Source organism: Promicromonospora sp. NPDC050249, assembly GCF_040656015.1.
Taxonomy (GTDB): domain Bacteria; phylum Actinomycetota; class Actinomycetes; order Actinomycetales; family Cellulomonadaceae; genus Promicromonospora.
Map to the genome: position 1 here is coordinate 1 of NZ_JBFAKY010000030.1, position 23,653 is coordinate 23,653.

At 71.3% G+C, this 23,653-nt stretch carries 18 protein-coding genes and 1 tRNA gene; 3 read left to right on the plus strand and 16 right to left on the minus strand.

All coding sequences use genetic code 11. From position 1 onward, the window contains the following. Positions 1–179: 179 nt before the first annotated feature. The gene (locus AB0I32_RS21220) at positions 180–1,826 is read right to left on the minus strand and encodes an ABC transporter substrate-binding protein (protein WP_357509623.1); all 1,647 of its coding nucleotides are present in this window, start codon (positions 1,824–1,826) and stop codon (positions 180–182) included. 227 nt (positions 1,827–2,053) lie between these two features. On the opposite strand from AB0I32_RS21220, the gene AB0I32_RS21225 reads away from it, so the two are divergent. Then, positions 2,054–2,857, plus strand: a complete 804-nt coding sequence (locus AB0I32_RS21225; protein ID WP_357509625.1) for a class I SAM-dependent methyltransferase — start codon at positions 2,054–2,056, stop codon at positions 2,855–2,857. Between the two features lie 146 nt (positions 2,858–3,003). Here AB0I32_RS21225 and polA read toward each other — a convergent pair whose 3' ends face one another. Continuing rightward, positions 3,004–5,733, minus strand: a complete 2,730-nt coding sequence (gene polA / locus AB0I32_RS21230) for a DNA polymerase I (protein WP_357509627.1) — start codon at positions 5,731–5,733, stop codon at positions 3,004–3,006. A gap of 121 nt (positions 5,734–5,854) precedes the next feature. Between polA and AB0I32_RS21235 the strand changes: the two genes are divergently transcribed. Next, positions 5,855–6,196: a hotdog fold thioesterase gene (locus AB0I32_RS21235; protein WP_357509705.1), complete on the plus strand. Its 342-nt coding sequence runs from the start codon at positions 5,855–5,857 to the stop codon at positions 6,194–6,196. Between the two features lie 98 nt (positions 6,197–6,294). On the opposite strand, the gene AB0I32_RS21240 is transcribed toward AB0I32_RS21235, so the two are convergent. Continuing rightward, positions 6,295–6,942 carry a GNAT family N-acetyltransferase gene (locus AB0I32_RS21240; protein WP_357509629.1) on the minus strand — a complete coding sequence of 216 codons (648 nt, stop codon included), beginning with the start codon at positions 6,940–6,942 and terminating at the stop codon, positions 6,295–6,297. A gap of 125 nt (positions 6,943–7,067) precedes the next feature. Beyond that, entirely contained in the window at positions 7,068–7,676 is a 609-nt protein-coding gene (locus tag AB0I32_RS21245; protein ID WP_357443562.1) for a response regulator, read from the minus strand. A 137-nt stretch (positions 7,677–7,813) separates the two neighbouring features. On the opposite strand from AB0I32_RS21245, the gene AB0I32_RS21250 reads away from it, so the two are divergent. Then, a tRNA-Leu gene (locus AB0I32_RS21250) sits at positions 7,814–7,897 on the plus strand. Between the two features lie 22 nt (positions 7,898–7,919). On the opposite strand, the gene AB0I32_RS21255 is transcribed toward AB0I32_RS21250, so the two are convergent. The 12 genes from AB0I32_RS21255 to AB0I32_RS21310 form a co-directional block, all read right to left on the minus strand. Further along, a complete protein-coding gene (locus AB0I32_RS21255) occupies positions 7,920–8,732 on the minus strand; it encodes an oxidoreductase (protein ID WP_357509631.1) in 813 nt (270 codons plus the stop codon). Positions 8,733–8,833: 101 nt separating this feature from the next. Then, positions 8,834–10,507: a RyR domain-containing protein gene (locus tag AB0I32_RS21260; RefSeq protein ID WP_357509633.1), complete on the minus strand. Its 1,674-nt coding sequence runs from the start codon at positions 10,505–10,507 to the stop codon at positions 8,834–8,836. A 122-nt stretch (positions 10,508–10,629) separates the two neighbouring features. Continuing rightward, positions 10,630–12,066: a pyruvate kinase gene (gene pyk / locus AB0I32_RS21265; RefSeq protein WP_357509635.1), complete on the minus strand. Its 1,437-nt coding sequence runs from the start codon at positions 12,064–12,066 to the stop codon at positions 10,630–10,632. A 70-nt stretch (positions 12,067–12,136) separates the two neighbouring features. Further along, the gene (locus AB0I32_RS21270; protein WP_357509637.1) at positions 12,137–13,615 is read right to left on the minus strand and encodes a glutamate synthase subunit beta; all 1,479 of its coding nucleotides are present in this window, start codon (positions 13,613–13,615) and stop codon (positions 12,137–12,139) included. Beyond that, entirely contained in the window at positions 13,608–18,179 is a 4,572-nt protein-coding gene (gene gltB, locus AB0I32_RS21275; RefSeq protein WP_357509639.1) for a glutamate synthase large subunit, read from the minus strand. Before gltB ends, AB0I32_RS21270 begins: the two co-directional genes overlap by 8 nt. Positions 18,180–18,293: 114 nt before the next feature. Beyond that, the gene (lgt, locus tag AB0I32_RS21280; RefSeq protein ID WP_357509707.1) at positions 18,294–19,304 is read right to left on the minus strand and encodes a prolipoprotein diacylglyceryl transferase; all 1,011 of its coding nucleotides are present in this window, start codon (positions 19,302–19,304) and stop codon (positions 18,294–18,296) included. A gap of 74 nt (positions 19,305–19,378) precedes the next feature. Continuing rightward, entirely contained in the window at positions 19,379–20,311 is a 933-nt protein-coding gene (trpA, locus tag AB0I32_RS21285) for a tryptophan synthase subunit alpha (protein WP_357509641.1), read from the minus strand. Continuing rightward, the gene (gene trpB, locus AB0I32_RS21290; RefSeq protein WP_357509643.1) at positions 20,308–21,582 is read right to left on the minus strand and encodes a tryptophan synthase subunit beta; all 1,275 of its coding nucleotides are present in this window, start codon (positions 21,580–21,582) and stop codon (positions 20,308–20,310) included. The genes trpA and trpB overlap by 4 nt, the downstream gene beginning before the upstream one ends. Positions 21,583–21,593: 11 nt before the next feature. Beyond that, positions 21,594–22,409: an indole-3-glycerol phosphate synthase TrpC gene (gene trpC / locus AB0I32_RS21295; protein WP_357509645.1), complete on the minus strand. Its 816-nt coding sequence runs from the start codon at positions 22,407–22,409 to the stop codon at positions 21,594–21,596. Positions 22,410–22,621: 212 nt separating this feature from the next. Beyond that, positions 22,622–23,089 (minus strand): DUF2752 domain-containing protein, encoded by a 468-nt coding sequence (locus AB0I32_RS21300; protein WP_357509647.1) that lies wholly within the window; start codon positions 23,087–23,089, stop codon positions 22,622–22,624. Continuing rightward, positions 23,073–23,381, minus strand: coding sequence for a DUF4190 domain-containing protein (locus tag AB0I32_RS21305; protein WP_357509649.1), 309 nt, complete (start codon positions 23,379–23,381; stop codon positions 23,073–23,075). Before AB0I32_RS21305 ends, AB0I32_RS21300 begins: the two co-directional genes overlap by 17 nt. Positions 23,382–23,385: 4 nt before the next feature. After that, complete coding sequence (locus AB0I32_RS21310) at positions 23,386–23,646, minus strand: HGxxPAAW family protein (protein ID WP_357509650.1); 261 nt, start codon at positions 23,644–23,646, stop codon at positions 23,386–23,388. Between the last annotated feature and the right edge of the window lie 7 nt (positions 23,647–23,653).

Consider the following 23,653-nt stretch of genomic DNA (forward strand, 5'->3'; position numbering starts at 1 on the left):
CCGCCCTTGCCCCTGCGTTCTCCCCCCCCCCACGCTCCTCCCTGGGCGGCCCACCCCCCACACATCCGTTAATACCATTCTTCCCCGCGCCCGGGGGGGGGGGGGCGGGCGGCCCCCCCCCCCGACCTGAGCACTTCACCCTAAGGCGCGATGCGCCCTAGGTGTGTCATCGGGTTCCCTTACTCCGAGAACGTGATGACGCTGTAGACCTCGTCCTGCACCGGCGAGACCGGGTAGTCCTGGACCTGCTCCGTGAAGGCGAGCGACGGCACGGGGCTGGCGAGCGGCACGCCAGGCAGGAACTCCATCACGGCCTCGTTCGCGGCCTTGTACTGGGCCTCCTGCTGGTCGACGTCGGCGTACCGCGCGTCGCTCAGGCTCTTGAAGAGGTCGGGGTCGTTGAAACCCCACTCGGACGACTCGGCGCCGAAGAAGGTGCCGATGAAGTTGTAGGTGTCGTTGTAGTCACCCGTCCAGCCGAGCAGGTGCAGACCGTGGTTCTCGCTGCCCTGGATGGTGTCGAGGTAGGTGGGGCTCCACGGCTCCGGGGTCGCCTTCACCGTGATGCCGACCTCCTCGAGGTCTGCCGAGATGGCCTCGTAGATCGCCGCGGCGTCCGGCATGTACGGACGCGAGACGTCGGTCGGGTAGTTGAACTCGAGCTCGAGGTTCTCCTGCCCGGCCTCCGCCAGGAGGCTCTTCGCCTTGTCCTGGTCGAACTCGTACTCCGTCACGTCCTCGCTGAAGCCGGAGACGATCGAGGGCACGAACTGCGTGGCGACCTCGGTGCCCTCGGGCAGCGCGGCGGCGACCAGCGCCTCCTTGTCGATCGCGTGGGCGATCGCCTGGCGGACGCGGATGTCGTCGAGCGGCTTCTGCTTCTGGTTCATGCCCAGGTACAGGATGTTGAACGGCTCGCGGTCCAGGATCTGGTAGCCGGACTCCTTCAGGGCGTCGACGTCGGCCGGGGCGACCAGGTCGTAGCCGTCGATGTCGCCGGCCTCGAGCGCCTGGCGGCGCGCGGTGCCCTCGGCGATCACCGTGAAGACGATGTTCTTGACGTCCTTGATCTCGCCCCAGTACCCGTCGAACGCCTTGAGTGTGACCGACTCGCCGGCCTTCCACTCGCCGAACGTGTACGGGCCGGTGCCGACCGGGTGCGCCGTGGCGTACTCGGAGAGCTCGGGAGCGTCCTCGGCACCGCCGACCTCGTCCGCCTTGAACTCCTCGAGCGCCGCGGGCGACTGCATGGAGAACGACGGCAGCGAGAGCGCCGGGACCAGCTCGGGCAGGGGGCTCTTCAGCTTCACGACCGCGGTCGCGGCGTCCGAGGCCTCGCACGAGTCGTACTTGCCGTTCTCGCCCTGACCACCGAACACGTGCGTGTAGTAGTACGACAGCGACTCGGACGCGGCCAGGCCGGTCCAGTTGGCCCACCGGTCGAAGTTGAAGCACACGGCCTCGGCGTCGAAGTCCGTGTCGTCGTGGAACTTCACGCCTTCCTTGAGGTGGAAGGTGTACTCGAGGCCGTCCTCGCTGATGTCCCAGCTCTCGGCGAGCAGGGGCGCGGGGTCGGCGGTGCCGGGCTCGACTCCGACGAGGCCCTCGAAGATCTGGCGTGCGACCCGGAACGACTCGCCGTCACTGGCGAACGCGGGGTCGAGCGATCCGGGGTCTGCGGACGCGGCGAACACGAAGGTGTCCTTGCCGCTGCCCTCGCCGCTGCCCTCGGGGTCCCGCTCGCTGGCGACACATCCACTCAGAGCCACTGCGAGCGCAGTCACCAGGGTGACGCCGCCCGCAAGGCGCGTAGCGCGTCGACGCATGGCACTCTCCTTCCTCGAGCGCATCGGCGAGCCCGGGTTCGGGACACGACGACACGCAGACGTTTGCGCCTGACCTTAGGAGCCTTCTCGTTGCCTGCGTATTTCGCTTCCCTGACCGGAATCCAATCGTGACCCTTTTGTTATGGCTGCTGCTGTGGTATTCGCCCGCGACTCATAGACACAGCCGTACGAAACCATAGGAAGCAGACAGGCGCGATGATTGCCTCGTGAGCGACGACCAGCCCGTGTCCTTCGGCTACCGCGACCTGCCCGACGACGCCGGGGCCGCCCGGGCGTGGTGGGACGCCAATGCCGACGAGTACCTCGACGAGCACCGCGACTTCCTCGGCGACGCCGGCTTCCGCTGGGGCCCCGAGGGCCTGACCGAGGCGGAGGCCGGCCTCCTGGGCGACATCGACGGGCGCGACGTGCTGGAGGTGGGGGCCGGGGCGGCGCACTGCTCGCGCTGGCTCGCCTCCCGCGGGGCCCGGGCCGTCGCCACCGACTACTCGGCGGGCATGCTGGCGGGTGCGGAGCGCCTCGACGCCGCCACGGGCGTCGTCGTGCCGCGGGTTCAGGCGGACGCCAGGGCGCTACCGTTCGCGGACGGTTCGTTCGACGTCGTGTTCACGTCCTTCGGCGCGCTGCCCTTCGTGCCCGACGCCGTCCCGGTGCACCGGGAGGTCGCCCGCGTGCTGCGGCCCGGCGGCCGCTGGGTGTTCTCCGTCACCCACCCGCTGCGGTGGGCGTTCCCGGACGACCCGACCCTGCGCGGCCTGACGGCGTCGCGCTCGTACTTCGACCGCCGCCCGTACGTCGAGGCCGACGCCGCCGGCCGGGTCCTGTACGCGGAGTACCACCGCACCGTGGGCGACCACGTGCGCGACGTCGCCGCAGCGGGCCTGCGGCTGACGGACCTGGTCGAGCCGGAGTGGCCGGAGTGGAACGACCAGGTCTGGGGCGGCTGGGGCCCGGAGCGCGGCCGCTACCTCCCGGGCACGGCGGTCTTCGTCACCGAGCTGCCGAAGTAGCACCCTGGCGAAGGAGAACCCTGGCGAAGGAGAACCCTGGCGAAGGAGAACCCTGGCGAGACAGAACCCGAGCGATCCGTCATGAGCCGCTGGAGCTCTCCTTCGCCCTGGTTCTACTTCGCCGAGGTTCTACGTCGTGGAGAGGGCTAGTGGCCTGCCTCGTGCCAGGTGGCGCCCGTGCCCACCGAGACGTCGAGCGGGACGGTGAGCTCGTAGGCGGCGCCCATCTCGCTGCGCAGCACTTCCTCAGCCGCCTCGCGCTCGCCCGGGAAGACCTCGAGCACGAGCTCGTCGTGCACCTGGAGCAGCAGGCGGGAGGAGAGCCCGCGCTCGTCCAGCGCGGTCTGCACCTTGAGCATCGCGAGCTTGATGATGTCGGCTGCGCTGCCCTGGATCGGCGCGTTGAGCGCCATCCGCTCGGCCATCTGCCTGCGCTGCCGGTTGTCGCTCGTGAGGTCGGGCAGATAGCGGCGCCGGCCGAGGATCGTCGCGGTGTACCCGGTCGCCCGCGCCTCCTCGACCACTCCTGACAGGTAGTCGCGCACGCCACCGAACCGCTCGAAGTAGTCGTCCATGAGCGTCTGCGCCTCGCCCGTGGCGATGTTGAGCTGCTGGGACAGGCCGAAGGCGCTCAGACCGTAGGCCAGGCCGTACGACATGGCCTTGATCTTGGAGCGCATCTCCGCGGTCACGCCTGCGGGCTCCACCTCGAACACGCGCGAGCCCACGTACCGGTGCAGGTCCTCCCCCGAGTTGAACGCCTCGATCAGGCCCTCGTCGCCCGACAGGTGCGCCATGATCCGCATCTCGATCTGGCTGTAGTCGGCGGTCAGCAGCGACTCGTAGCCCTCGCCGACCTGGAACGCGCGCCGGATCTGCCGGCCCGCCTCCGTGCGGATCGGGATGTTCTGCAGGTTCGGGTCGGTCGAGCTGAGGCGGCCCGTCGCTGCGATGGTCTGCTGGAACGTGGTGTGGATGCGCCCGTCGGGGGCGACCGACCTGAGCAGCCCCTCGACCGTGGTGCGCAGGCGCGACACGTCGCGGTGCGCGAGCAGGTGGGCAAGGAACGGGTGCTCGGTCTTGACGAACAGGTCCTGCAGGCTCGCCGCGTCGGTCGTGTACCCGGTCTTGATCTTCTTGGTCTTGGGCATGCCCAGCTGGTCGAACAGCACCTCCTGCAGCTGCTTCGGGCTGCCGAGGTTCACCTCGCGGCCGATCACGGCGTACGCCTCGGCGGCGGCGTCGGCGACCCCCTGTGCGAACTGCTTCTCCAGGCCGGTCAGGTACTCCGTGTCGGCGGCGATGCCGATGCGCTCCATCCGCGCCAGCACGCCGGACAGCGGCAGTTCGACGTCGTCCAGCAGGTGGGTGGCGCCGCGGTCGGCGAGCTCGCCCTCCAGGGCGGTCGCGAGCTCTGCCACGCCGTGGGCCCGCACGGCCTCCGCCTGCCCCTCGGACTCACCTTCGAGCGACAGGTCCAGAGCACCCTGGGCGCCCTCGGCCTGTGCGACCTTGAGCTCCCGGCCGAGGTGCCGCACCGCGAGATCGCCCAGGTCGTAGCCGCGCTGGTCCGGGTAGCACAGGTAGGCGGCGAGCTCGGTGTCGAAGGCGACGCCCGCGAGGTCCATGTTCCGCGCGGCGAGCATGTGCGCTGCGGCCTTCGCCCCGTGCAGGATCTTGGGCGCCGCAGGGTCGGCCAGCCAGGCCGCGAGCGCCTTCTCGTCGTCGGGTCCGAGCTGCGTCAGGTCGAGGTAGGCGGCCTCACCGTTCGGCTCGGCCACGGCCACGGCCCACGCGTCCCCGCCACCCGCGACGGTCGTGCCGGCCACGTCGACGCCCACGCGCTCCGAGCGGGCGGCGAGCCAGGCGCCGAGGGCGCCAGGGGCGACGTCGGCCAGGTCGAGCTCGACCCCGCCGGCCACCGGCGCCTCCTCTGCGGCGGCGCCCGCGGGGTCGACGGCGAGGAGCCGGTCGCGCAGCTGGCCGAACTGCAGGGTGTCCGAGACGAGGTGCACCGCCTCCCGGTCGAAGCCCTCCAGGGCGAGGTCTGCCACGCCGAGCGGCAGCTCGACGTCGGTCAGGAGGGCGTTCAGCTCGCGGTTGACCCGGACCTGGTCCAGGTTCGCGCGCAGGCTCTCGCCGGCCTTGCCCTTGACATCGGAGGCGGCGTCGAGCAGTGCCGCCAGGCCGCCGTACGCGGTGATCCACTTGGCGGCGGTCTTGGGGCCGACGCCGGGTACGCCCGGCAGGTTATCGCTCGTCTCGCCGACGAGCGCCGCGAGGTCCGGGTAGCGCTCGGGGGGCAGGCCGTACTTGGCCTCGACAGCTGCCGGGTCCATGCGGGCCAGCTCGGACACGCCCTTCTTGGGGTACAGGACGGTGACGTCGCCGTTCACCAGCTGCAGCGTGTCGCGGTCACCCGAGCACACGAGCACCTCCATGCCCGCTGCCCTGGCCTGCACGGCAAGCGTCGCCAGGATGTCGTCGGCCTCGATGCCGGCGAGCTCGATCGAGGAGATGCGCAGCGCGTCGAGCACCTCCTTGATGAGCGGGACCTGTCCCTTGAACGCGTCCGGCGTGGCGTCCCGCGTGCCCTTGTACGCGGGGAACCGCTCGGTGCGGAAGGTGACGCGGCCCGCGTCGAACGCCACGCCCAGGTGCGTGGGCTGCTCGTCGCGCAGCAGGTTCGTCAGCATCGACGTGAAGCCGTATACGGCGTTGGTGATCTGTCCTGAGCTGGTCGCGAGGGTGTCGGGCAGCGCGTAGAACGCCCGATAGGCCATGGAATGGCCATCGATCAGCAGGAGACGGGGGCGGCCCGAGGAAGGCTTGTCCGGAGTACGGCTTGGCACGGTGGAGGTCACGCCTGACAACATAGCCCGCATGACTGACACGAGCGCTTCCGCTGCGCCTTCCGAGCCCACGATCGACGAACCCGCGATCGACTGGAAGGCCCTGTACGCCGGAGCCGAGACGACGGGCACGCTCTTCGAGCGAATGGAGATGGAGCTGCTGGAGCTCGCGCCGGACCGCGCGGTCGGGCGGATCCCGGTCAAGGGCAACACCCAGCCGGCCGGGCTGCTGCACGGTGGCGCCTCGGTGGTGCTCGCCGAGACGCTCGGCTCGCTCGCCGCGCAGGCGCACGCGGGCCCGGGGAAGCAGACGGTGGGCATCGAGGTCAGCGCCACGCACCACCGCGGCGCCCGGGAGGGTTACGTCACGGGTACGGCGACGGCGGTCCACCTGGGCCGCACGACGGCGTCGTACGAGATAGCCATCACCGACGAGGCGGGCAAGCGGGTGTGCACGGCCCGCCTCACCTGCATGATCCTCGGCTGAGCGCAGAGTGCAGCGCAGGGTGAGGGCCGAGGAACGAGGCACTCGCCCGGAGCGGAATGCCGCGCTCAGCCGACAGAAGGCAGAGCAGAGCTGAACGCTCAGCCGGCCTTCGCCGGGCGGCGGGACGGCGCGCCGCCGCCCACCGGGCGCATGTCGATGGGCCCGGACTCGAGGACGGAGCGGGCGCGACGCCGGCGGGCGATGAGGTCCTCGAGGCCTACGCGGGCGAACCGGCGGCCGGCGTGCGCGCCGTCCCGCGCCGCGGCGTCGGTGGCGAGACGGCGCTGGAGCGCCACGACCGACGCCACACGGTGGCCTGCCGCCGGGGCGAACCCGAGCCGCGCGAGGAAGCGCTGTACCCCGCGGTTACCGGGCACCGGCGCGGAGTAGATGTCCTCGCACCCGTGCTCCGCCGCGAGATCGGTGGCCGCGCGGAGCAGCGCGTGCCCGACGCCGTGGCGACGCGCCCGCGGCGCGACGAACACCATGTCGAGGTACAGGCTCGCGCGAGGAGCGAAGAGGTACGCCGCGACGACCCGGCCCAGGACGACACCGGCGACCTGGCCGTTCTGCTCCGCGACGAGCACGTGTCCGCCGGCGGCGAGCAGCACGCTCAGGTGCTCCAGCAGCCGACCGGTGTCCTGGGCTCCGAGCTGGGCCCCGGTCGGCGAGTCGTCGCGCGCCTCGGCGGCCAGTGCGGCGACGGCCGGCAGGTCGTCCTCGCGGGCAGGGCGTATAGCGAGCACGCTTGTCTCCTTCCGGGATCTGGGCTTCCGGACCGAGGGCCCGGCTGAGCGGAGAGACTAGTCCTCACCCGGCCGACAGAGAACACGCGAACCGCAATTTCACCCGCTCTAGAGCGAGGTTCGCGTCAGGCGCCGACCTGCTCGATGACGGCGTCCGCGACCTCGCGCATGGTGAGGCGACGGTCCATCGACGTCTTCTGGATCCAGCGGAACGACTCGGGCTCCGACAGGCCCATCTTGGTCATCAGGAGGCCCTTGGCACGGTCGACGCGCTTGCGGGTCTCGAAGCGTTCGGTGAGGTCAGCGACCTCCGCCTCCAGCGCACCGATCTGCGAGTAGCGCGAGATCGCGATCTCCACGGCGGGCAGCAGGTCGGCCGGGGTGAAGGGCTTCACCACGTACGCCATGGCACCGGCGTCGCGGGCGCGCTCGACGAGCTCGGTCTGCGAGAACGCCGTGAGCAACACCACAGGAGCCGCGTGGGCCTTGCCGATGCGCTCGGCCGCCGAGATGCCGTCCAGCTCGGGCATCTTCACGTCCATCACCACGACGTCGGGCTTGAGCTCGATCGCCAGGTTCACGGCGGTCTCGCCGTCGCCGGCCTCACCCACGACGTCGAACCCGGCCTCGCGCAGGGTCTCCACGACGTCCATACGGATGAGGGCCTCGTCCTCGGCCACCACGGCGCGGCGGGAAGGGCGGGCGGGAGCTGCCTCGGGCTCGGCGTCGATCATCGGGGGCAGATCCAGGGAAAGCTTCTCGGTGTTCTCGTCGGTCACGGGGTACATCCTACGTCCCGCGTACCCGGGCTTGGGGCCTGGACCAGGGGTGTGGTTCGATGTCCGCCGGGACATGTTTCACGTCCCGGCGGGCCGGGTTGGCGGAACAGGCAGACGCGGCGCTCTCAAAAAGCGCTGTCCGAGAGGACATGTGGGTTCGAGTCCCACACCCGGCACAACATTCTCACCACGGAGAGCTCACCGGACCGAGCGCAGGATCATCTCGTCGAACGCGCGGTCCGGCAGCGTCCGGCCGAGGCGCAGCAGGTCCTCCGCCATGAGGCCGACGGCGTAGCGGGTCTCCGGCTGGTCGGCCTCGATGGCCTGTCGCACCACCTCGGCGACCACCGTGGCCTCGGAGCCCTGCTGGTCAGGTCCTGACCCCATGCGTCCAGCCATGCCGGCGGCCATGTCCTGGTAGGCACCCTGGCCGGAGAACTCGCGGAGCTGCTCGGCGGCGTGGTCACCGAACTCGGTACGGATGATGCCCGGCTGGATGATCACGACGTCGATCCCGAAGTGCCCGACCTCCATCCGGAGCGTGTCGGAGAGCGCTTCGAGCCCGTGCTTGGCCGCGTAGTACCAACCGCCGAGGGGCATCGCGATCTGGCCGGCCACCGACGACACGTTGACGATCGTGCCGGACCCCTGCGCGCGCATGTGCGGCAGCACGAGCTGCGCCAGCCGGGCCGGAGCGAGCAGGTTCAGGTCGAGGTACTCACGCGCCACACCGAGCGGTACGTCCTCGACCGCGCCGTGCAGGACCGTCCCCGCGTTGCTGACCAGGACGTCGATCCGCCCTTGCTCCGCGATCACCGTCTCGACGAGCCGGTCGAGGTCATCGGGGTCGCACAGGTCGGTCGGGACGACGTGCCCGCCCGCCGCGCGGACGACGTCCATCCGCTCCACGCGCCGCGCGGCGCCGTACACCACGTACCCCGCGCCGAGCAGGTCGAGCGCTGTCGCGAGCCCGATCCCCGACGAGGCTCCCGTGACAAGACACACCTTCATCGTTCACACCTCTCCGGCACAGGTCCGATGGACGGGCAGTGCCCCGCCGGAGCGGGGAGCAACGGCCATCCTGCCAGGTGACGCGCCCGTCCCCCGGACGGTCAGGTCATCGCGGCGGGCACCGGGCGCTCGTCGTACCGCACGACCTCCAGCCCGAACTCCGCGAGGATCTCGGGCAGCAGCCGCACCACGTCGCGGTCCTTCTCCCGGTTCTCCTCGGGCAGCTCGGACCACGGCACGCCGATCATCGGGTGCACCTTGGCGGCGTCGTCCCGGACGGGACCGCTCCGCCAGCCCTGGTCCACCCGCACCGACTCCCACAGCTCGTGCTCCGCCTCGGCGAGCTTGTCCAGCTCGGCGCCCTCGAACACCACCTCTGGCGCCCCGTCGCGCGGCGCGATGGTCGCGCCCATCCGCGACAGCCGCGCCGGCAGCCCGACCACCCAGCCCCGGTTGGAGGCCCGTAGGTCCTCCGAGAGGTCCTCCCAGCGGACCATCGCCGGGACCTCGCCCCAGCGGACGCCGCGCTCGCGCTGGTTGCGCAGGTAGACGTGGTGCACGGCCCGCGCGATCCGCTCGTACATGTCGGCGTGGGCGCGGGCCTCCTCGCGCTCGACGTCGGCGAGCAGGTCGCGCATGGTCACCGTCCGCAGGCGGCCGTCGAGATTGTCGAGAACCCGCGAGGCCTCGGTGCCGAACGCACCCGTCAGGCCCGCCAGGCCGTCGAGCAGGAGCACGAGCGACCCGGGGCCGCCGTGCCACAGCTTCGTCGCGGTGAGGGCCACCCGCAGCGATCTGCCGTCCGAGGCGTGGCAGACGTAGACCACGTCCGGCGCCCCGAGGCTGCCCGTGCCGAGCGCCGGCGCGACGCGCAGCTCGATCTTCTCCGCCACGGGCGACCAGCGGGTCCGGAGCGCCTCGACCACCTGTTCGGCGTCGTCCGCGAGCAGGTCGACCGCCAGCCGGACGCCGTCCCCCGCGAGCTCCCACTCGCGGGCCAGGCCGACCACCAGCGCCTTCGCGAACTCGCCGGAGCCGACGACCAGCACCTGCGTCAGCGGGGCGGGACCGCCCGGTGCGTCCACCATGCGCCGCACCTCGCGCACCGCGAGCGCCTGCGCGGCGATGACGTCGAGCGTGAAGAAGTCGACGCCCGGTTCGGCGCAGCTCAGGTGCCGCGCCTGGAGGGCTACGCCGAGGTCCGGGTCGCTGACGTGGGCGTACAGGCGCTGGGGCCCCCTGCCCGCCGCGCGGACGGCGCTCTCCGCCTCCGCGACGGCCAGCACGTTGGCCGTCGCCTCGTCCGTGTCCTCGCCGCACGCGTACAGGACCGTCGCGCCCGTGAGGCCGACGTCGTGCAGACCGGAGGCGTCAGGGGTGCGCAGGACCCGGTGGCCTGCCGCCTCCAGGGCCGCGGTGACGGTGTCGGCGGCGTCGGTCTCGCCGACGACGATCGCGTGACCGCGAGCGCGGCGGTCCCTGAACCGGCGGATCTCCCCGGTGAACAGGGCGCGGGCGGCCTCGAACAGCGCGTAGACCGCGGTGGCCGGGGCGAGGAACCGCGCCACCTGGAGCTGCCAGGAGAGCGGTCCGCCACCGCTGGCGGGGTCGGCACCCATCACGAAGAGCTGCAGGTCGTGGTAGACGACGTCGTACCAGGTGCGGTCCGGCTGGTGGCTGGTGTCGAGCGCGAGGCCCCACCACCCGAGACCGAGGGAGACCACGACGAGGACGGCGAAGCCGAGGCGGGTCCAGGGAAAGGAGGTGCGGGACACGAGAAGGAACAATAGCGACATCTCCCCCGACCCCGAACACACGAAAGCTGAGTGCGTGATCTTCGCCCTGCAAATCGGATTTGCAGGGCGAAGATCACGCACTCAGCTTGCTAGGACCAGCTTCAGTTCGCGCTGCGGCCGTCGGTGTGCGAACCGATGCGGTGCACCAGGATCGAGTTGGTCGTGCCCGGGACGCCGACCGGCGCACCCGAGACGACGACCACCAGGTCGCCCTTCTCGGCGAGGCCCTGGTCCTGCAGGGTCAGGTCCACCTGGTCGACCATCGCGTCGACGTTCTCGACCTTCGGCACGAGGTACTCGGTGGTACCCCACGTCAGCGCGAGGGTGTTGGCGACGTGCTGCTCCGGGGTGAAGGCGAGCAGCGGGATCGACGAGCGCAGGCGGGACATCCGGCGTGCGGAGTCACCGGACTGCGTGAACGTCACGAGGTACTTGACCCCGAGCGTCTCGCCGATCTCGGCGGCGGCACGCGTGATGGCGCCACCGCGGGTGTGCGGCGTGGAGCCGAGGGGCGCGATGCGCTCCCGGCCCGCCTCCTCCGTGGCCTCGATGATCCGGGCCATGGTCTCGACCGTGATGATCGGGTAGTCGCCCACCGAGGTCTCACCGGACAGCATCACGGCGTCGGCACCGTCGAGCACCGCGTTGGCGCAGTCCGAGGCCTCGGCGCGGGTCGGCGTCGGCGACGTCGTCATGGACTCGAGCACCTGGGTGGCGACGATGACCGGCTTGGCGTTGCGCCGCGCCATCTCGACGATCCGCTTCTGGACGAGCGGCACCTGCTCCAGGGGCATCTCGACCGCGAGGTCACCGCGCGCCACCATGACGCCGTCGAACGCGGCGATGATCTCGGCCAGGTTGTCGACGGCCTGCGGCTTCTCGATCTTGGCGATGACGGGGACCGTGCGGCCCTCCTCCTCCATCACGCGGCGGACGTCCTCGTAGTCCTTGGCGGACCGCACGAACGACAGCGCGATGAAGTCGGTGCCGAGCTGGAGCGCCCAGCGCAGGTCGGACTCGTCCTTGTCGGACAGGGCAGGCACGGACACAGCGACGCCGGGCAGGTTGATGCCCTTGTTGTTCGAGACGGGGCCAGGGACCTCGACCTCGGTGACGACCCGCGGACCGTCGACGGCGGTGACGCGCACGCGCACCTTGCCGTCGTCGATCAGCAGCGGGTCGCCGATCTTGGCGTCGTTCGGCAGACCCTTGTGGGTGGTCGACACGATCTCCCGGCTACCGAGGATGTCCTCGGTGGTGATGGTGAAGGTGTCGCCCTTGTTCAGGAAGTGCTTCTCGTCCCCGGCGAACCGGCCGAGCCGGATCTTGGGGCCCTGCAGGTCGACGAGTACGGCGACCGACTTTCCGGCCGCCTTCGCGGCCTCACGCACGTGACGGTAGACCGCCGCGTGCGCCTCCTGCTCGCCGTGGCTGCGGTTGATCCGCGCCACGTTCATGCCGGCGTCTACGAGTTCCCGAAGTTTCTCCGGCGACTCCGTGGCGGGTCCGATGGTGCACACGATCTTGGCTCTGCGCATGTCTCCAGCCTAGGCAGGTGGGCGCCGCAGCGCCCTGTGGGGGTGAACAACTCCCGGTGAAGTTCTCGGGTCACGACCGCAGAGCGAACGTGCGCGGACGCACCGGGGCAGGCAGCTCGGTGCTGCCCTGCAGGTAGGTATCAGCCGCGGCGGCCGCTGCGCGGCCCTCCGCGATGGCCCACACGATGAGGGACTGCCCGCGACCGGCGTCGCCGGCCACAAAAACTCCGGGCAGGCTTGCAGCGTAGTCCTCGCCGCGGGCGACCAGGCCACGCTCGGTGACCTCGATGCCGGTCTGCTCCTCGAGCACGCCGGTCTCGGGGCCGGTGAAGCCCATGGCCACGAGCACGAGGTCCGCGGGGATCTCACGCTCGGTGCCCGGGGTGGCCGCACGGCGGCCGTCGGGCAGGTACTGGGTCTCCGCGACCTTGAGGGCGCGGACGTTGCCGTCGGCGTCGGGCAGGAACTCGACGGTCGAGGCGAGGTAGGTCCGCTCGCCACCCTCCTCGTGCGAGGTCGAGACCTCGAACAGGATGGGGTCGGTCGGCCACGGCTGGTTCGCCGGGCGCTCGGTCGGCGGCATCTTGCCGATGGCGAGCGTGGTGACGCTCGCGGCGCCCTGGCGCAGCGCGGTGCCGAGGCAGTCCGAGCCGGTGTCGCCGCCGCCGATGATGACGACGTGCTTGCCCTCGGCCGACGGCGCACCCTCCGGCAGGACGTCCGGCGTACCGGCAGCGACCGCGTGGTTGGCGGGGGTCAGGTAGTCCATGGCGAAGTGGATGCCGGCCAGGTCCCGCCCGGGCAGGGGCAGGTCGCGCGGCACCGTGGCACCCGTGGCGACCACGACGGCGTCGAACCGGCGGCGCAGGGCGTCCCAGCTCATGTCCGTGCCGATCGCCACGCCGGTCCGGAACCGCGTGCCCTCGGCCTCCATCTGCGCCAGACGGCGGTCGATGTGCAGCTTCTCGAGCTTGAAGTCCGGGATGCCGTAGCGCAGGAGGCCGCCGACGGCGTCGTCCCGCTCGTAGACGACGACGGTGTGGCCGGCGCGCGTCAGCTGCTGCGCGGCAGCGAGACCCGCGGGCCCGGAGCCGACGACGGCGACCGTCGAGCCCGTGAGCCGCTCCGGCACGTGCGGCGTGACCAGGCCGCGGGCGAACGCCTCGTCGATGATCGAGACCTCGACGTTCTTGATCGTCACCGCCGGCTGGTTGATGCTCAGCACGCAGGACGACTCGCACGGCGCCGGGCACACCCGGCCCGTGAACTCCGGGAAGTTGTTCGTGGCGTGCAGACGGTCGATCGCGTCGGCCCACTGCCCGCGCCACACCAGGTCGTTCCAGTCCGGGATCAGGTTGCCCAGCGGGCAGCCCTGGTGGCAGAACGGCACACCGCAGTCCATGCAGCGGCCGGCCTGCTCCTTGAGGAACGGCTGTCCCTCCGCACGGTGCGCGTGGGTGTCCTTCCAGTCGCGCAGCCGGACCTCGACGGGCCGGTTCGGCGGGAGCTCCCGCTCGGTGACCTTGAGGAATCCTCTGGGGTCAGCCACGTGCCACCTCCATGATCTGGTCCCAGACGGACGGGTCCCACTGGGTCTTTCCGGAGACGTCGGCGCCTGCGGCCTCCGCCTCGCTGAGGGCCAGGCGCACACGCGCCCAGCCGGGCGGCAGCATGCGGGTGAACCGGCCGCGTGCCGCGGCGGGGTCGGCGAGCAGCTCGGCCGCGACGGCCGACCCGGTCTCCGCATGGTGCCGTTCCAGGAGCCCGCGCACGGTCTCCCACTCGGCGTCGGTCAGCGCCTCGAGCGAGAGCTCGCCCGCCTCGAGAGCCGCCTGGTTGACGCGCGAGACCCGCAGGTCCAGGAAGTACGCGGTGCCACCGGACATGCCTGCGCCGACGTTCCGGCCCGTGGGCCCGAGCACCAGCACGGTACCGCCCGTCATGTACTCGCAGGCGTGGTCGCCCACGCCCTCCGCGACGAGGGTGGCACCGGAGTTGCGCACGCCGAACCGCTCCCCCACGCGACCGCGCAGGTAGACCTCTCCGGACGTGGCGCCGTAGCCGATGACGTTGCCGCCGATGACGTTCGCGCCGTCGAGCACCGACGCCTTGTCCGGGCGGACGGCGATACGGCCGCCCGACAGGCCCTTGCCGACGTAGTCGTTGGCGTCCCCGAACAGGCGCAGGGTGATGCCGCGGGGCAGGAACGCGCCGAGCGACTGGCCGGCCGAACCGGTCAGCGTGACGGAGATCGTGTCGTCGGGCAGGCCGGCGCCGCGGTACCGCTTGGTCACCTCGTGGCCGAGCATCGTGCCGACCGTGCGGTTCACGTTCCGGATCGGCAGCTCGATGTGCACCGCCTCACCACGTTCGAGGGCCGGGGCCGCCGCCGTGATGAGCTGGTTGTCCAGCGCCCGGGCGAGGCCGTGGTCCTGCAGCGTGGTGTGCCGCAGCGAGGAGCCCTCCTTGAGCTGCGGCTTGGCCAGCACGGGGGTCAGGTCGAGCCCCTGCGCCTTCCAGTGGTCGACGGCCTTGCGGGTGTCGAGCACCTGCACCTGGCCGACGGCCTCCTCGAGGCTGCGGAACCCGAGCGCCGCGAGGTGCTCGCGCACCTCCTGGGCGATGAACTCGAAGAAGTTCACGACGAACTCGGGCTTGCCGGTGAACCGGGCACGCAGCTCGGGGTTCTGCGTGGCGACGCCGACCGGGCACGTGTCCAGGTGGCAGACGCGCATCATGACGCAGCCCGAGACCACCATCGGCGCGGTCGCGAAGCCGAACTCCTCGGCCCCGAGCAGCGCGGCGACGATCACGTCACGGCCGGTCTTCATCTGGCCGTCCACCTGCACGACGATGCGGTCGCGCAGGTCGTTGAGCACCAGGGTCTGCTGGGTCTCGGCCAGGCCGATCTCCCAGGGCGTGCCCGCGTGCTTGAGCGACGTGAGCGGCGAGGCGCCGGTACCGCCGTCGTGCCCGGAGATCAGGACGACGTCCGCGTGCGCCTTGGAGACGCCCGTCGCGACCGTGCCGACGCCGAACTCGCTGACCAGCTTGACGTGCACGCGCGCATCGGGGTTGGCGTTCTTCGCGTCGTGGATCAGCTGCGCCAGGTCCTCGATGGAGTAGATGTCGTGGTGCGGCGGCGGCGAGATGAGCCCGACGCCCGGCGTCGAGTGCCGCGTGCGCGCCACCCACGGGTAGACCTTCGGCCCGGGCAGCTGACCGCCCTCGCCGGGCTTGGCGCCCTGCGCGAGCTTGATCTGGATGTCCGTGGCGTGGGTCAGGTACTCCGACGTCACGCCGAACCTGCCGGACGCGATCTGCTTGACGCGCGAGCGGCGCTCGTCGTCGTACAGGCGCTCCGGGTCCTCGCCGCCCTCGCCCGTGTTGGACCGGCCGCCGAGGCGGTTCATCGCGATCGCGAGCGTCTCATGCGCCTCGGCCGAGATGGAGCCGTACGACATGGCGCCCGTGTTGAACAGCTTCACGATCTCGCTGACCGGCTGGACCTCGTCGATCGGCACCGGCTCACGGTCGGGGCTGAAGCGCAGCAGGCCGCGCAGCGTCATGAGGCGGTTCGACTGCTCGTCGACGCGCCGCGTGTACTGCCGGAAGATGTCCATCCGGCCGGACCGCGTGGCGTGCTGCAGGCGGAAGACCGTCTCGGGGTCGAAGAGGTGGTCCTCGCCGTCGCGCCGCCACTGGTACTCGCCACCCGTGGTGAGCCGCTCGCCGGGCTTCTTGTTGCCCGACGGCGGGTACGCCTCGGCGTGCCGTGCCGCGACCTCTGCCGCGATGACGTCCAGGCCGATGCCGCCGAGCCGCGACGTCGTACCGGTGAAGTAGTCCTCGACCAGGTCGTGGGACAGGCCGATGGCCTCGAAGATCTGGGCGCCGCGGTAGGACATGATCGTGGAGATGCCCATCTTGGACATCACCTTGAGCACGCCCTTGCCGAGCGCCTTGATCAGGTTGGCGACCGCCTTCTCCGGCGTGACGTCGAGGTAGCCGCGGCGGGCCAGGTCCTCGACGGTCTCCATGGCCAGGTACGGGTTCACGGCGGCCGCGCCGTAGCCGATGAGCAGCGCGACGTGGTGCACCTCGCGCACGTCGCCGGCCTCGACCACGAGCGACACCCGGTTGCGCGTGTGCTTGCGCACCAGGTGGTGGTGCACGGCGCTGGTCAGGAGCAGCGACGGGATGGGCGCCAGCTCGGAGTTGGCGTCGCGGTCCGAGAGCACGAGGAAGCTCGCGCCCTCCTCCACGTACCGGTCGACGTCGGCGAAGATCTCCTCGAGCCGGGTCAGGAGAGCGGCGCCGCCGCCCGAGACGTCGTAGAGGCCCTGGATGGTCTCGGCCTGGAAGACGCCCTCCAGCTCCTTGTCGCGCTCGACGTGCACGACCTTGGCGAGCTGGTCGTTGTCCAGCACCGGGAAACCGAGCACGAGCTTGCGCGCGTGCTCGGGGATGTCCGCGAGCAGGTTCGGCTCGGGCCCGATGGCGCTACCGATGGCCGTGACGAGCTCCTCGCGGATCGCGTCCAGCGGCGGGTTGGTCACCTGCGCGAACATCTGCGTGAAGTAGTCGAACAGCAGTCGGGGGCGCTGCGAGAGCACCGCGACGGGCGTGTCGGAGCCCATGGCGCCGAGCGGCTCGCCACCCGTGGTCGCCATCGGCGACAGGATGATCTTGAGCTCTTCCTCGGTGTACCCGAAGGCCCGCTGCCGACGACGCACCGAAGCCGGGCTGTGCGCCACGTGCTCCCGGTCCGGCAGGTCCTCGAGGCGGACCGAGTGCTCGCGGATCCAGTCGCCGTACGGGTGCATCGACGCGAGGCCGGACTTGATCTCCTCGTCCTCGATGATCCGGCCGGAGCCGGTGTCCACGAGGAACATCTTGCCGGGCTCGAGGCGGCCCTTGCGGACCACCGTCGCGGGGTCGATGTCGAGCACGCCGGCCTCGGAGGCCAGCACGACCAGCCCGTCCTCGGTGACCCACCAGCGGCCGGGGCGCAGGCCGTTGCGGTCCAGCACGGCGCCGATCAGGGTGCCGTCGGTGAACGTGAGGGAGGCCGGGCCGTCCCACGGCTCGATGAGGTTCGCGTTGTACTCGTAGAAGGACCGCAGGGCCGGGTCCATGCTGGAGTGGTTCTCCCAGGCCTCCGGCACCATCATGAGCACGGAGTGCGGCAGGGACCGCCCGCTCAGGTGCAGCAGCTCGAGGACCTCGTCGAAGCTCGCCGAGTCGCTCGCCCCGGGCGAGCACACCGGCTGCAGCGCCTTCAGGTCACCGAGCAGCTCGGACTCCATGGTGCCCTCGCGCGCCGCCACCCAGTTGCGGTTGCCGCGCACCGTGTTGATCTCGCCGTTGTGGGCCAGCAGCCGGAACGGCTGGGCCAGGGGCCACGACGGGAACGTGTTGGTGGAGAACCGCGAGTGGACCAGGGCGAGCTCGGTGGCGTACCGGGGGTCGGACAGGTCCGGGAAGAACGGCTCCAGCTGCGCGGTGGTCAGCATGCCCTTGTACGTGAGCGTGCGGGCGCTGAGCGAGGCGAAGTACAGCCCCAGCTCGATCTCGGCACGCTTGCGCAGACGGTACGTGCGCCGGTCCAGGTCGATCCCGGACAGGCCCCGCGAGGGGTCGGCCACGACGATCTGCCGGAACACCGGCATGGAGGCGCGCGCCGTCGGGCCGACGATCCCGGCGTCCACCGGGACGTCGCGCCATGCCAGGACGTCGAGCTTCTCCTCGGCGGCCAGCGCCTCGACCCGGCGCACGACGGCGTCGCGCTCCGCGTCGTCGGTGGGCAGGAACGCCGTACCGATCGCGTACATGCCCGCTGGCGGCAGGTCGACGCCCACCACGTCACGGATGAACGCGTCGGGAATCTGGGTGAGGATCCCGGCGCCGTCGCCGCTGTCCTCCTCAGCCCCCACCGCGCCGCGGTGGTCGAGGTTCAGCAGGGCGGTCAGACCGGCATCGACGATGTCTCGCCCGGGCGTGCCACGCAGGGTCGCCACGAAGGCGACGCCGCACGCGTCATGCTCGGCCGCCGGGTCGTACAGGCCCTGTGCGGGCATCCCCACCTGTTGTGTCGGCAACGGCTTGGTCATGGGTCCTCACAGGCACCCGGCCGTAGCCGGGCGCAGTTCCTTGCGATGGTCCGGGACGACGGCGGCCCGGTCGGTCAGGGGGCTCGTCGGCCGGTGGTCCCGGCGCCGTGCCCCTCAGGTGCGCGCGGAGCTGTCCGCGTCGGACTTCTCCACTGCTGCTGTCTTTACTTCCTCCGGCTCGGCGGCTGCCGCACCGGTCCCTGCACTTGCTGGGTCAGGCTCTGGGTCAGGCTCTGGGTCGGCCGGACTCCCGGCCGACGCATCGTCCCCCTCCGGCCGCAGCCGTACCGACTCTTCCCTGGTGGGGAACTTCCGAGCCAGCACCACCGAGACCACCAGGGCCGCGAGGCCCAGGAGGATCGACGTCCAGACGTTGAGGCGTAGCCCCAGCACCAGCTCCGCATCGTCGATGCGGAGCATCTCGATCCAGACCCGTCCGAGAGTGTAGAGCAGGACGTACGCCCAGAATACCCGCCCATGACCCAACTTGAACCGACGGTCTAGAAAGAGCAGAACCCCGGCCATCAGGAAGCACCACAGGAGCTCGTACAGGAACGTCGGGTGGAACAGCGTGCCCTCGGGGTACGCCACGCCCGTCGCAGGGTTCGACACCACGTGCTCGGCATCGATGCGCAGGCCCCAGGGCAGCTCGGTGGGCTGCCCGTACAGCTCCTGGTTGAACCAGTTGCCGAGCCGGCCGACGCCCTGCGCGACCAGGAGACCCGGCGCGACGGCGTCGGCGAAGGACGAGAGCCTGACGCCCTTCTGCCGGCAGCCCAGCCAGGCCCCGACGGCGCCGAGCGCTATCGCGCCCCAGATGCCGAGGCCGCCCTCCCAGACGTAGAGCGCCGTGATCGGGTCGCCCCCGCCCGAGAAGTTCTCGCCGAAGTACCGGTCGGGCGAGGACAGCACGTGGTAGATCCGGCCCCCGACGATGCCGAACGGCACCGCCCAGAACGCGACCTCCAGGACGTCCTCCGGGTTGCCCCCGCGCGCCTTCCAGCGCCTGGCGGTCATCCAGAGGGCGATCGCGATCCCCGCGAGGATCGCCAGCGCGTAGGCACGCAGCGGGAAGATCCCGAGGTACCAGGTGTGCTCGGAGGGGCTGGGTATCTCTGTGACGATCCCTGTGACGGGCGCAGCGGGCAGCAACGCAGGCAGCTCGACGTACAGAGCAGCCGGCAGTGCGGTCAGCAGCGTCACAGAGCCTCTCCGGAAGTGGTCACGCCGCCGGGCACGGCGGCATCGGGTGTATCGGTGGGCGCGGTAGCGCGCGCCGACCGTACCCCGGCGGCGAGGTCTTCCGTCACCTCGGCCAGATTCGTGAGACGGACAGCCCAGTCGGCGTCCGTGAGCGGACCGTCCGAGAGCAGCGGACGCACCAGAGCGGAGCCGACGATGACGCCGTCGGCGAAGCGACCCACCTCGGCCGCCTGCGCCCCGGTGGAGACACCGAGGCCCACGCAGACGTTGATCGCGCGGGCCGCGCGGGTGTCGATGACGAGCTGTTCGGCGCGCGAACCCACCTGGGTCCGCTCCCCCGTCACGCCCATGAGCGACGCCGCGTAGACGAAGCCCCGCGTCGCGTCGACGGTGAGGCGCAGCCGCTCGGTCGTCGAGCTCGGGGCCACGAGGAACACGCGGTCCAGCCCGTGCGCCTCGCTCGCGGCGAGCCAGTCGGCGGCCTCGTCGGGGATCAGGTCGGGCGTGATCAGCCCGGCGCCGCCCGCGGCGGCCAGGTCGCGTGCGAACGCGTCCGGCCCGTACTTCAGCACCGGGTTCCAGTAGGTCATGACCAGCACGGGGACGTGCGGCGCGTAGTCGGTCAGCTCCCGCACCACGCGGAACACGTCGGTGACCCGCGCGCCCGCGTCGAGCGCGCCCTGCGCCGCCTGCTGGATCACCGGCCCGTCCAGCACGGGGTCGGTGTACGGGACGCCGAGCTCGATCACGTCGACGCCGTGGTCCACGAGCGTCTTGAGCGCCTCGATCGACCGGTCGACGGTCGGGTAGCCGACCGGCAGGTAGCCCACCAGGGCCGCCCGGTTCTCCTGCTCGCGCAGGTGGGCGATCAGGTCGCCCGACTGCCGTCCGGTGTGCGGCCCGGTGGCCGGCTCCGTCACAGTGCTCATCCCCGGCCCTCCTGCCGCTCGAGCTCTTCCGCTGCCACACCCTCGTCGAGGAGGCCGAACCACCGGGCCGCCGTCGCCACGTCCTTGTCCCCGCGACCGGACAGGTTCACGAGGATCAGGAGCGGCTCGCCGTCCGGCCCGGTGCGCCCCTGCTCGGCCGCCGCCTTGCCGACGCGCAGCGCGCCCGCGAGGGCGTGCGCCGACTCGATCGCCGGGATGATGCCCTCCGTGCGGCACAGCAGGCGGAACGCCTCCATGGCCTCGTCGTCGGTCACCGGCTCGTAGGTGGCGCGGCCCAGGTCGTGCAGCCAGGCGTGGGCCGGGCCGACGCTCGGGTAGTCCAGGCCCGCCGACACCGAGTGGCTGGGCAGGGTCTGGCCGTCGTCGTCCTGCAGCAGGTAGGACTTGGCGCCGTGCAGCACGCCGAGCGCGCCGCCGCTGAACCGGGCGGCGTGCCTGCCCGACTCGACACCCTCGCCGCCGGCCTCGAAGCCGCGCAGCTCGACGTCCTTGTCGTCGAGGAACGCGTTGAAGATGCCCAGCGCGTTGGACCCGCCGCCCACGCACGCCGCGACGACGTCGGGCAGGCGGCCGGCGCGCTCCAGGATCTGCTCGCGCGCCTCCTCACCGATGATGCGGTGGAACTGGCGCACCATCTCGGGGAACGGGTGCGGACCCGTGACCGTGCCCAGGAGGTAGTGGGTCGTCTCGACGTTGGCCACCCAGTCGCGCAGGGCCTCGTTGATCGCGTCCTTGAGGGTGCGCGAGCCGATCTTCACGGGCACGACCTCGGCACCGAGCAGGCGCATCCGGGCCACGTTCAGGGCCTGGCGCCGGGTGTCCTCCTCGCCCATGTAGACCACGCACTCGAGGTCCATCAGGGCGGCGGCGGTGGCCGTGGCGACGCCGTGCTGGCCGGCTCCGGTCTCCGCGATGAGGCGCTTCTTGCCCATGCGCTTGACCAGCAGGGCCTGCCCCAGCACGTTGTTGATCTTGTGCGAGCCGGTGTGGTTGAGGTCCTCGCGCTTGAGGAAGACCCGCGCGTCGCCGGCGTGCGCGGCGAACCGCTGCACCTCGGTCAGCGGGCTGGGCCGGCCGGTGTACTCCCGGTGCAGGCGCTGCAGCTCGGCGGCGAACTCTGGGTCGTCGGCCGCCTTGCGGAACTCGGTGTCGAGCTCGTCGAGCGCGGCGATGAGCGCCTCGGGCACGAACCGCCCGCCGTACTGACCGAAGTACGGGCCGGAGACGTCGGAAAGCTTCACGGAGGTCACCTCGGATCCCTTCAAGCCGGACGGACGGACCGCAGCGACGGGTGCGAGCCCGCTGCGACGAGGTCGGCCACCGAGGCGCGCGGCGCGCCGTCGGTCACCAGGGCCTCGCCCACCAGGACGCCGTCGGCGCCGGCGCGGGCCATCTCCATCACGTCGTGCGGGCCACGGATGCCGGACTCGGCGATCTTGATCACGTCGTCCGGGATGTACTCGGCGAGGCTGCGGAACAGGCCGCGGTCCAGCTCGAGGGTCTTCAGGTTGCGGTGGTTGACGCCGACCACCCGGGCGCCCGCACCGACGGCGCGGCGGACCTCTTCGAGGTTGTGCGCCTCGACCAGGGCGGTCATGCCGAGCGAGTGCACGCGCTCGACGAGCGACTCGAGCACCGTCTGCTCCAGGGCGGCGACGATGATCAGCACCAGGTCGGCCCCGTGCGCACGCGCCTCCCACACCTGGTACGGCGTCACGATGAAGTCCTTGCGGAGCACCGGGACGTCCACCCGGCCACGCACGGCGTCCAGGTCGGCGAGCGAGCCGTTGAACCGGCGCTGCTCGGTGAGCACGGAGATGGCGGACGCGCCGCCGGTCTCGTACTCGACGGCGAGCGCTGCCGGGTCGTCGATCTGCGCCAGCGAGCCCTTGCTGGGGCTCGAGCGCTTGACCTCGGCGATCACCGAGACGGCGTCCGCCTGCTTGAGACGACCGAGGCACTCGAGGGCCCCGGGCACCGCGGTGGCACGCTCCTTGAGCGCGTCGAGAGGCACACGTGCCTCACGCTCCGCGAGGTCCTCACGAACCCCCGCGACGATGTCCTCCAGGACCGACATGTAATGAGCCTCCCCGTGCCCTTGCTCTGCCCTCGTGCTACGCCTCGTACGTTTGCCGGGGCGATCGCCCCATGGCCATCGTAGGCGGATCCAGGGTGTGGTCCTGACCACTCCCGGACCGTGAGACGACGTCCCGTCAGATCCCGGGCCGGGAGTGGTCCGAGGACTCCCTGGGGATCACCTGACCGGGCCCAGGGCCGGGTCGGACCGGGTCAGACCCAGGGAGTCAGGTAAGGCTGCAGCCCCGGGAGGTTGCGTGCCACGAAGAACGCCAGCGCGACGCCGAGGGTGACCCAGCCGGCGGTGCTGGACAGGCCCTTGACGGGCCGGCCGCGTGCGGCGGACACGAGCCACGCCAGCCAGAGGACCACCACGACCGGGGCGGTCACCGTCCACAGCGCGTTCGCCGACCAGGCGCCGGCCAGGTCGAGATGGGCCAGGTCGTGCGTGGCGCGCAGCCCGCCGCACAGGGGGCAGGCCAGGCCCGTCAGCTCCAGCAGCGGGCAGAACCCGTAGGAGCCGCGGACGTGGGGGTCGCGCAGAGCGAGCAGCAGCGTTGCCGCGCCGACCGCTGCGCCCGTGAGCAGCGGCGCCCGGAGCGCCGAGAGGACGGCGGGCCGGGCGCTGCTGGGGGTGGAGGGGTCGGAGACCTCGCCGGAAACTTCAGGAATCGGGCCCACCCGCCAGGAAGCGGGCGATCACCAGCACGATGACCACGGCAAGGACCGCGAGCGAGATCCAGCCCAGCACGACGCCGGTCATCGCCATGCGCTCGTTGTCCGCCTCGCCGGCGCGCACGGCCCGGCGGCCCTGGTTGCCGATGATGATGGCGGGGATTCCGGTGATGGCGCCCAGCAGGAGCACCACCGACGCGATGCCCAGCACGAGCGACCAGGCCCCCAAACTGTTCCGGGGGTACGCGGCAGGCCGCGCGGGCATCGTGAGGTCGGTGGTCGTCTCCGTGGTCGTCATGGTGCTACCGCTGGACCTTCTTCTGGCCCATGCCCAGGTTGCGCAGCACCAGGCCGACGATCAGCGAGGCACCGATCACCACGAAGCCGAGCACGAAGATCACCAGCCAGGCCGACGAGGACTGCGCCACGATGACACCCCACGAGGCGATCAGCGCACCCAGCGTGATGCCGGCCATCGTCACCCAGGCGGCGACGGTGTGGCCATGGTTGTTCGGCGGGACGCCCGGCGGCAGGTAGGCGATCTCGGACTTGTTCTCGGTCATCGCGGGT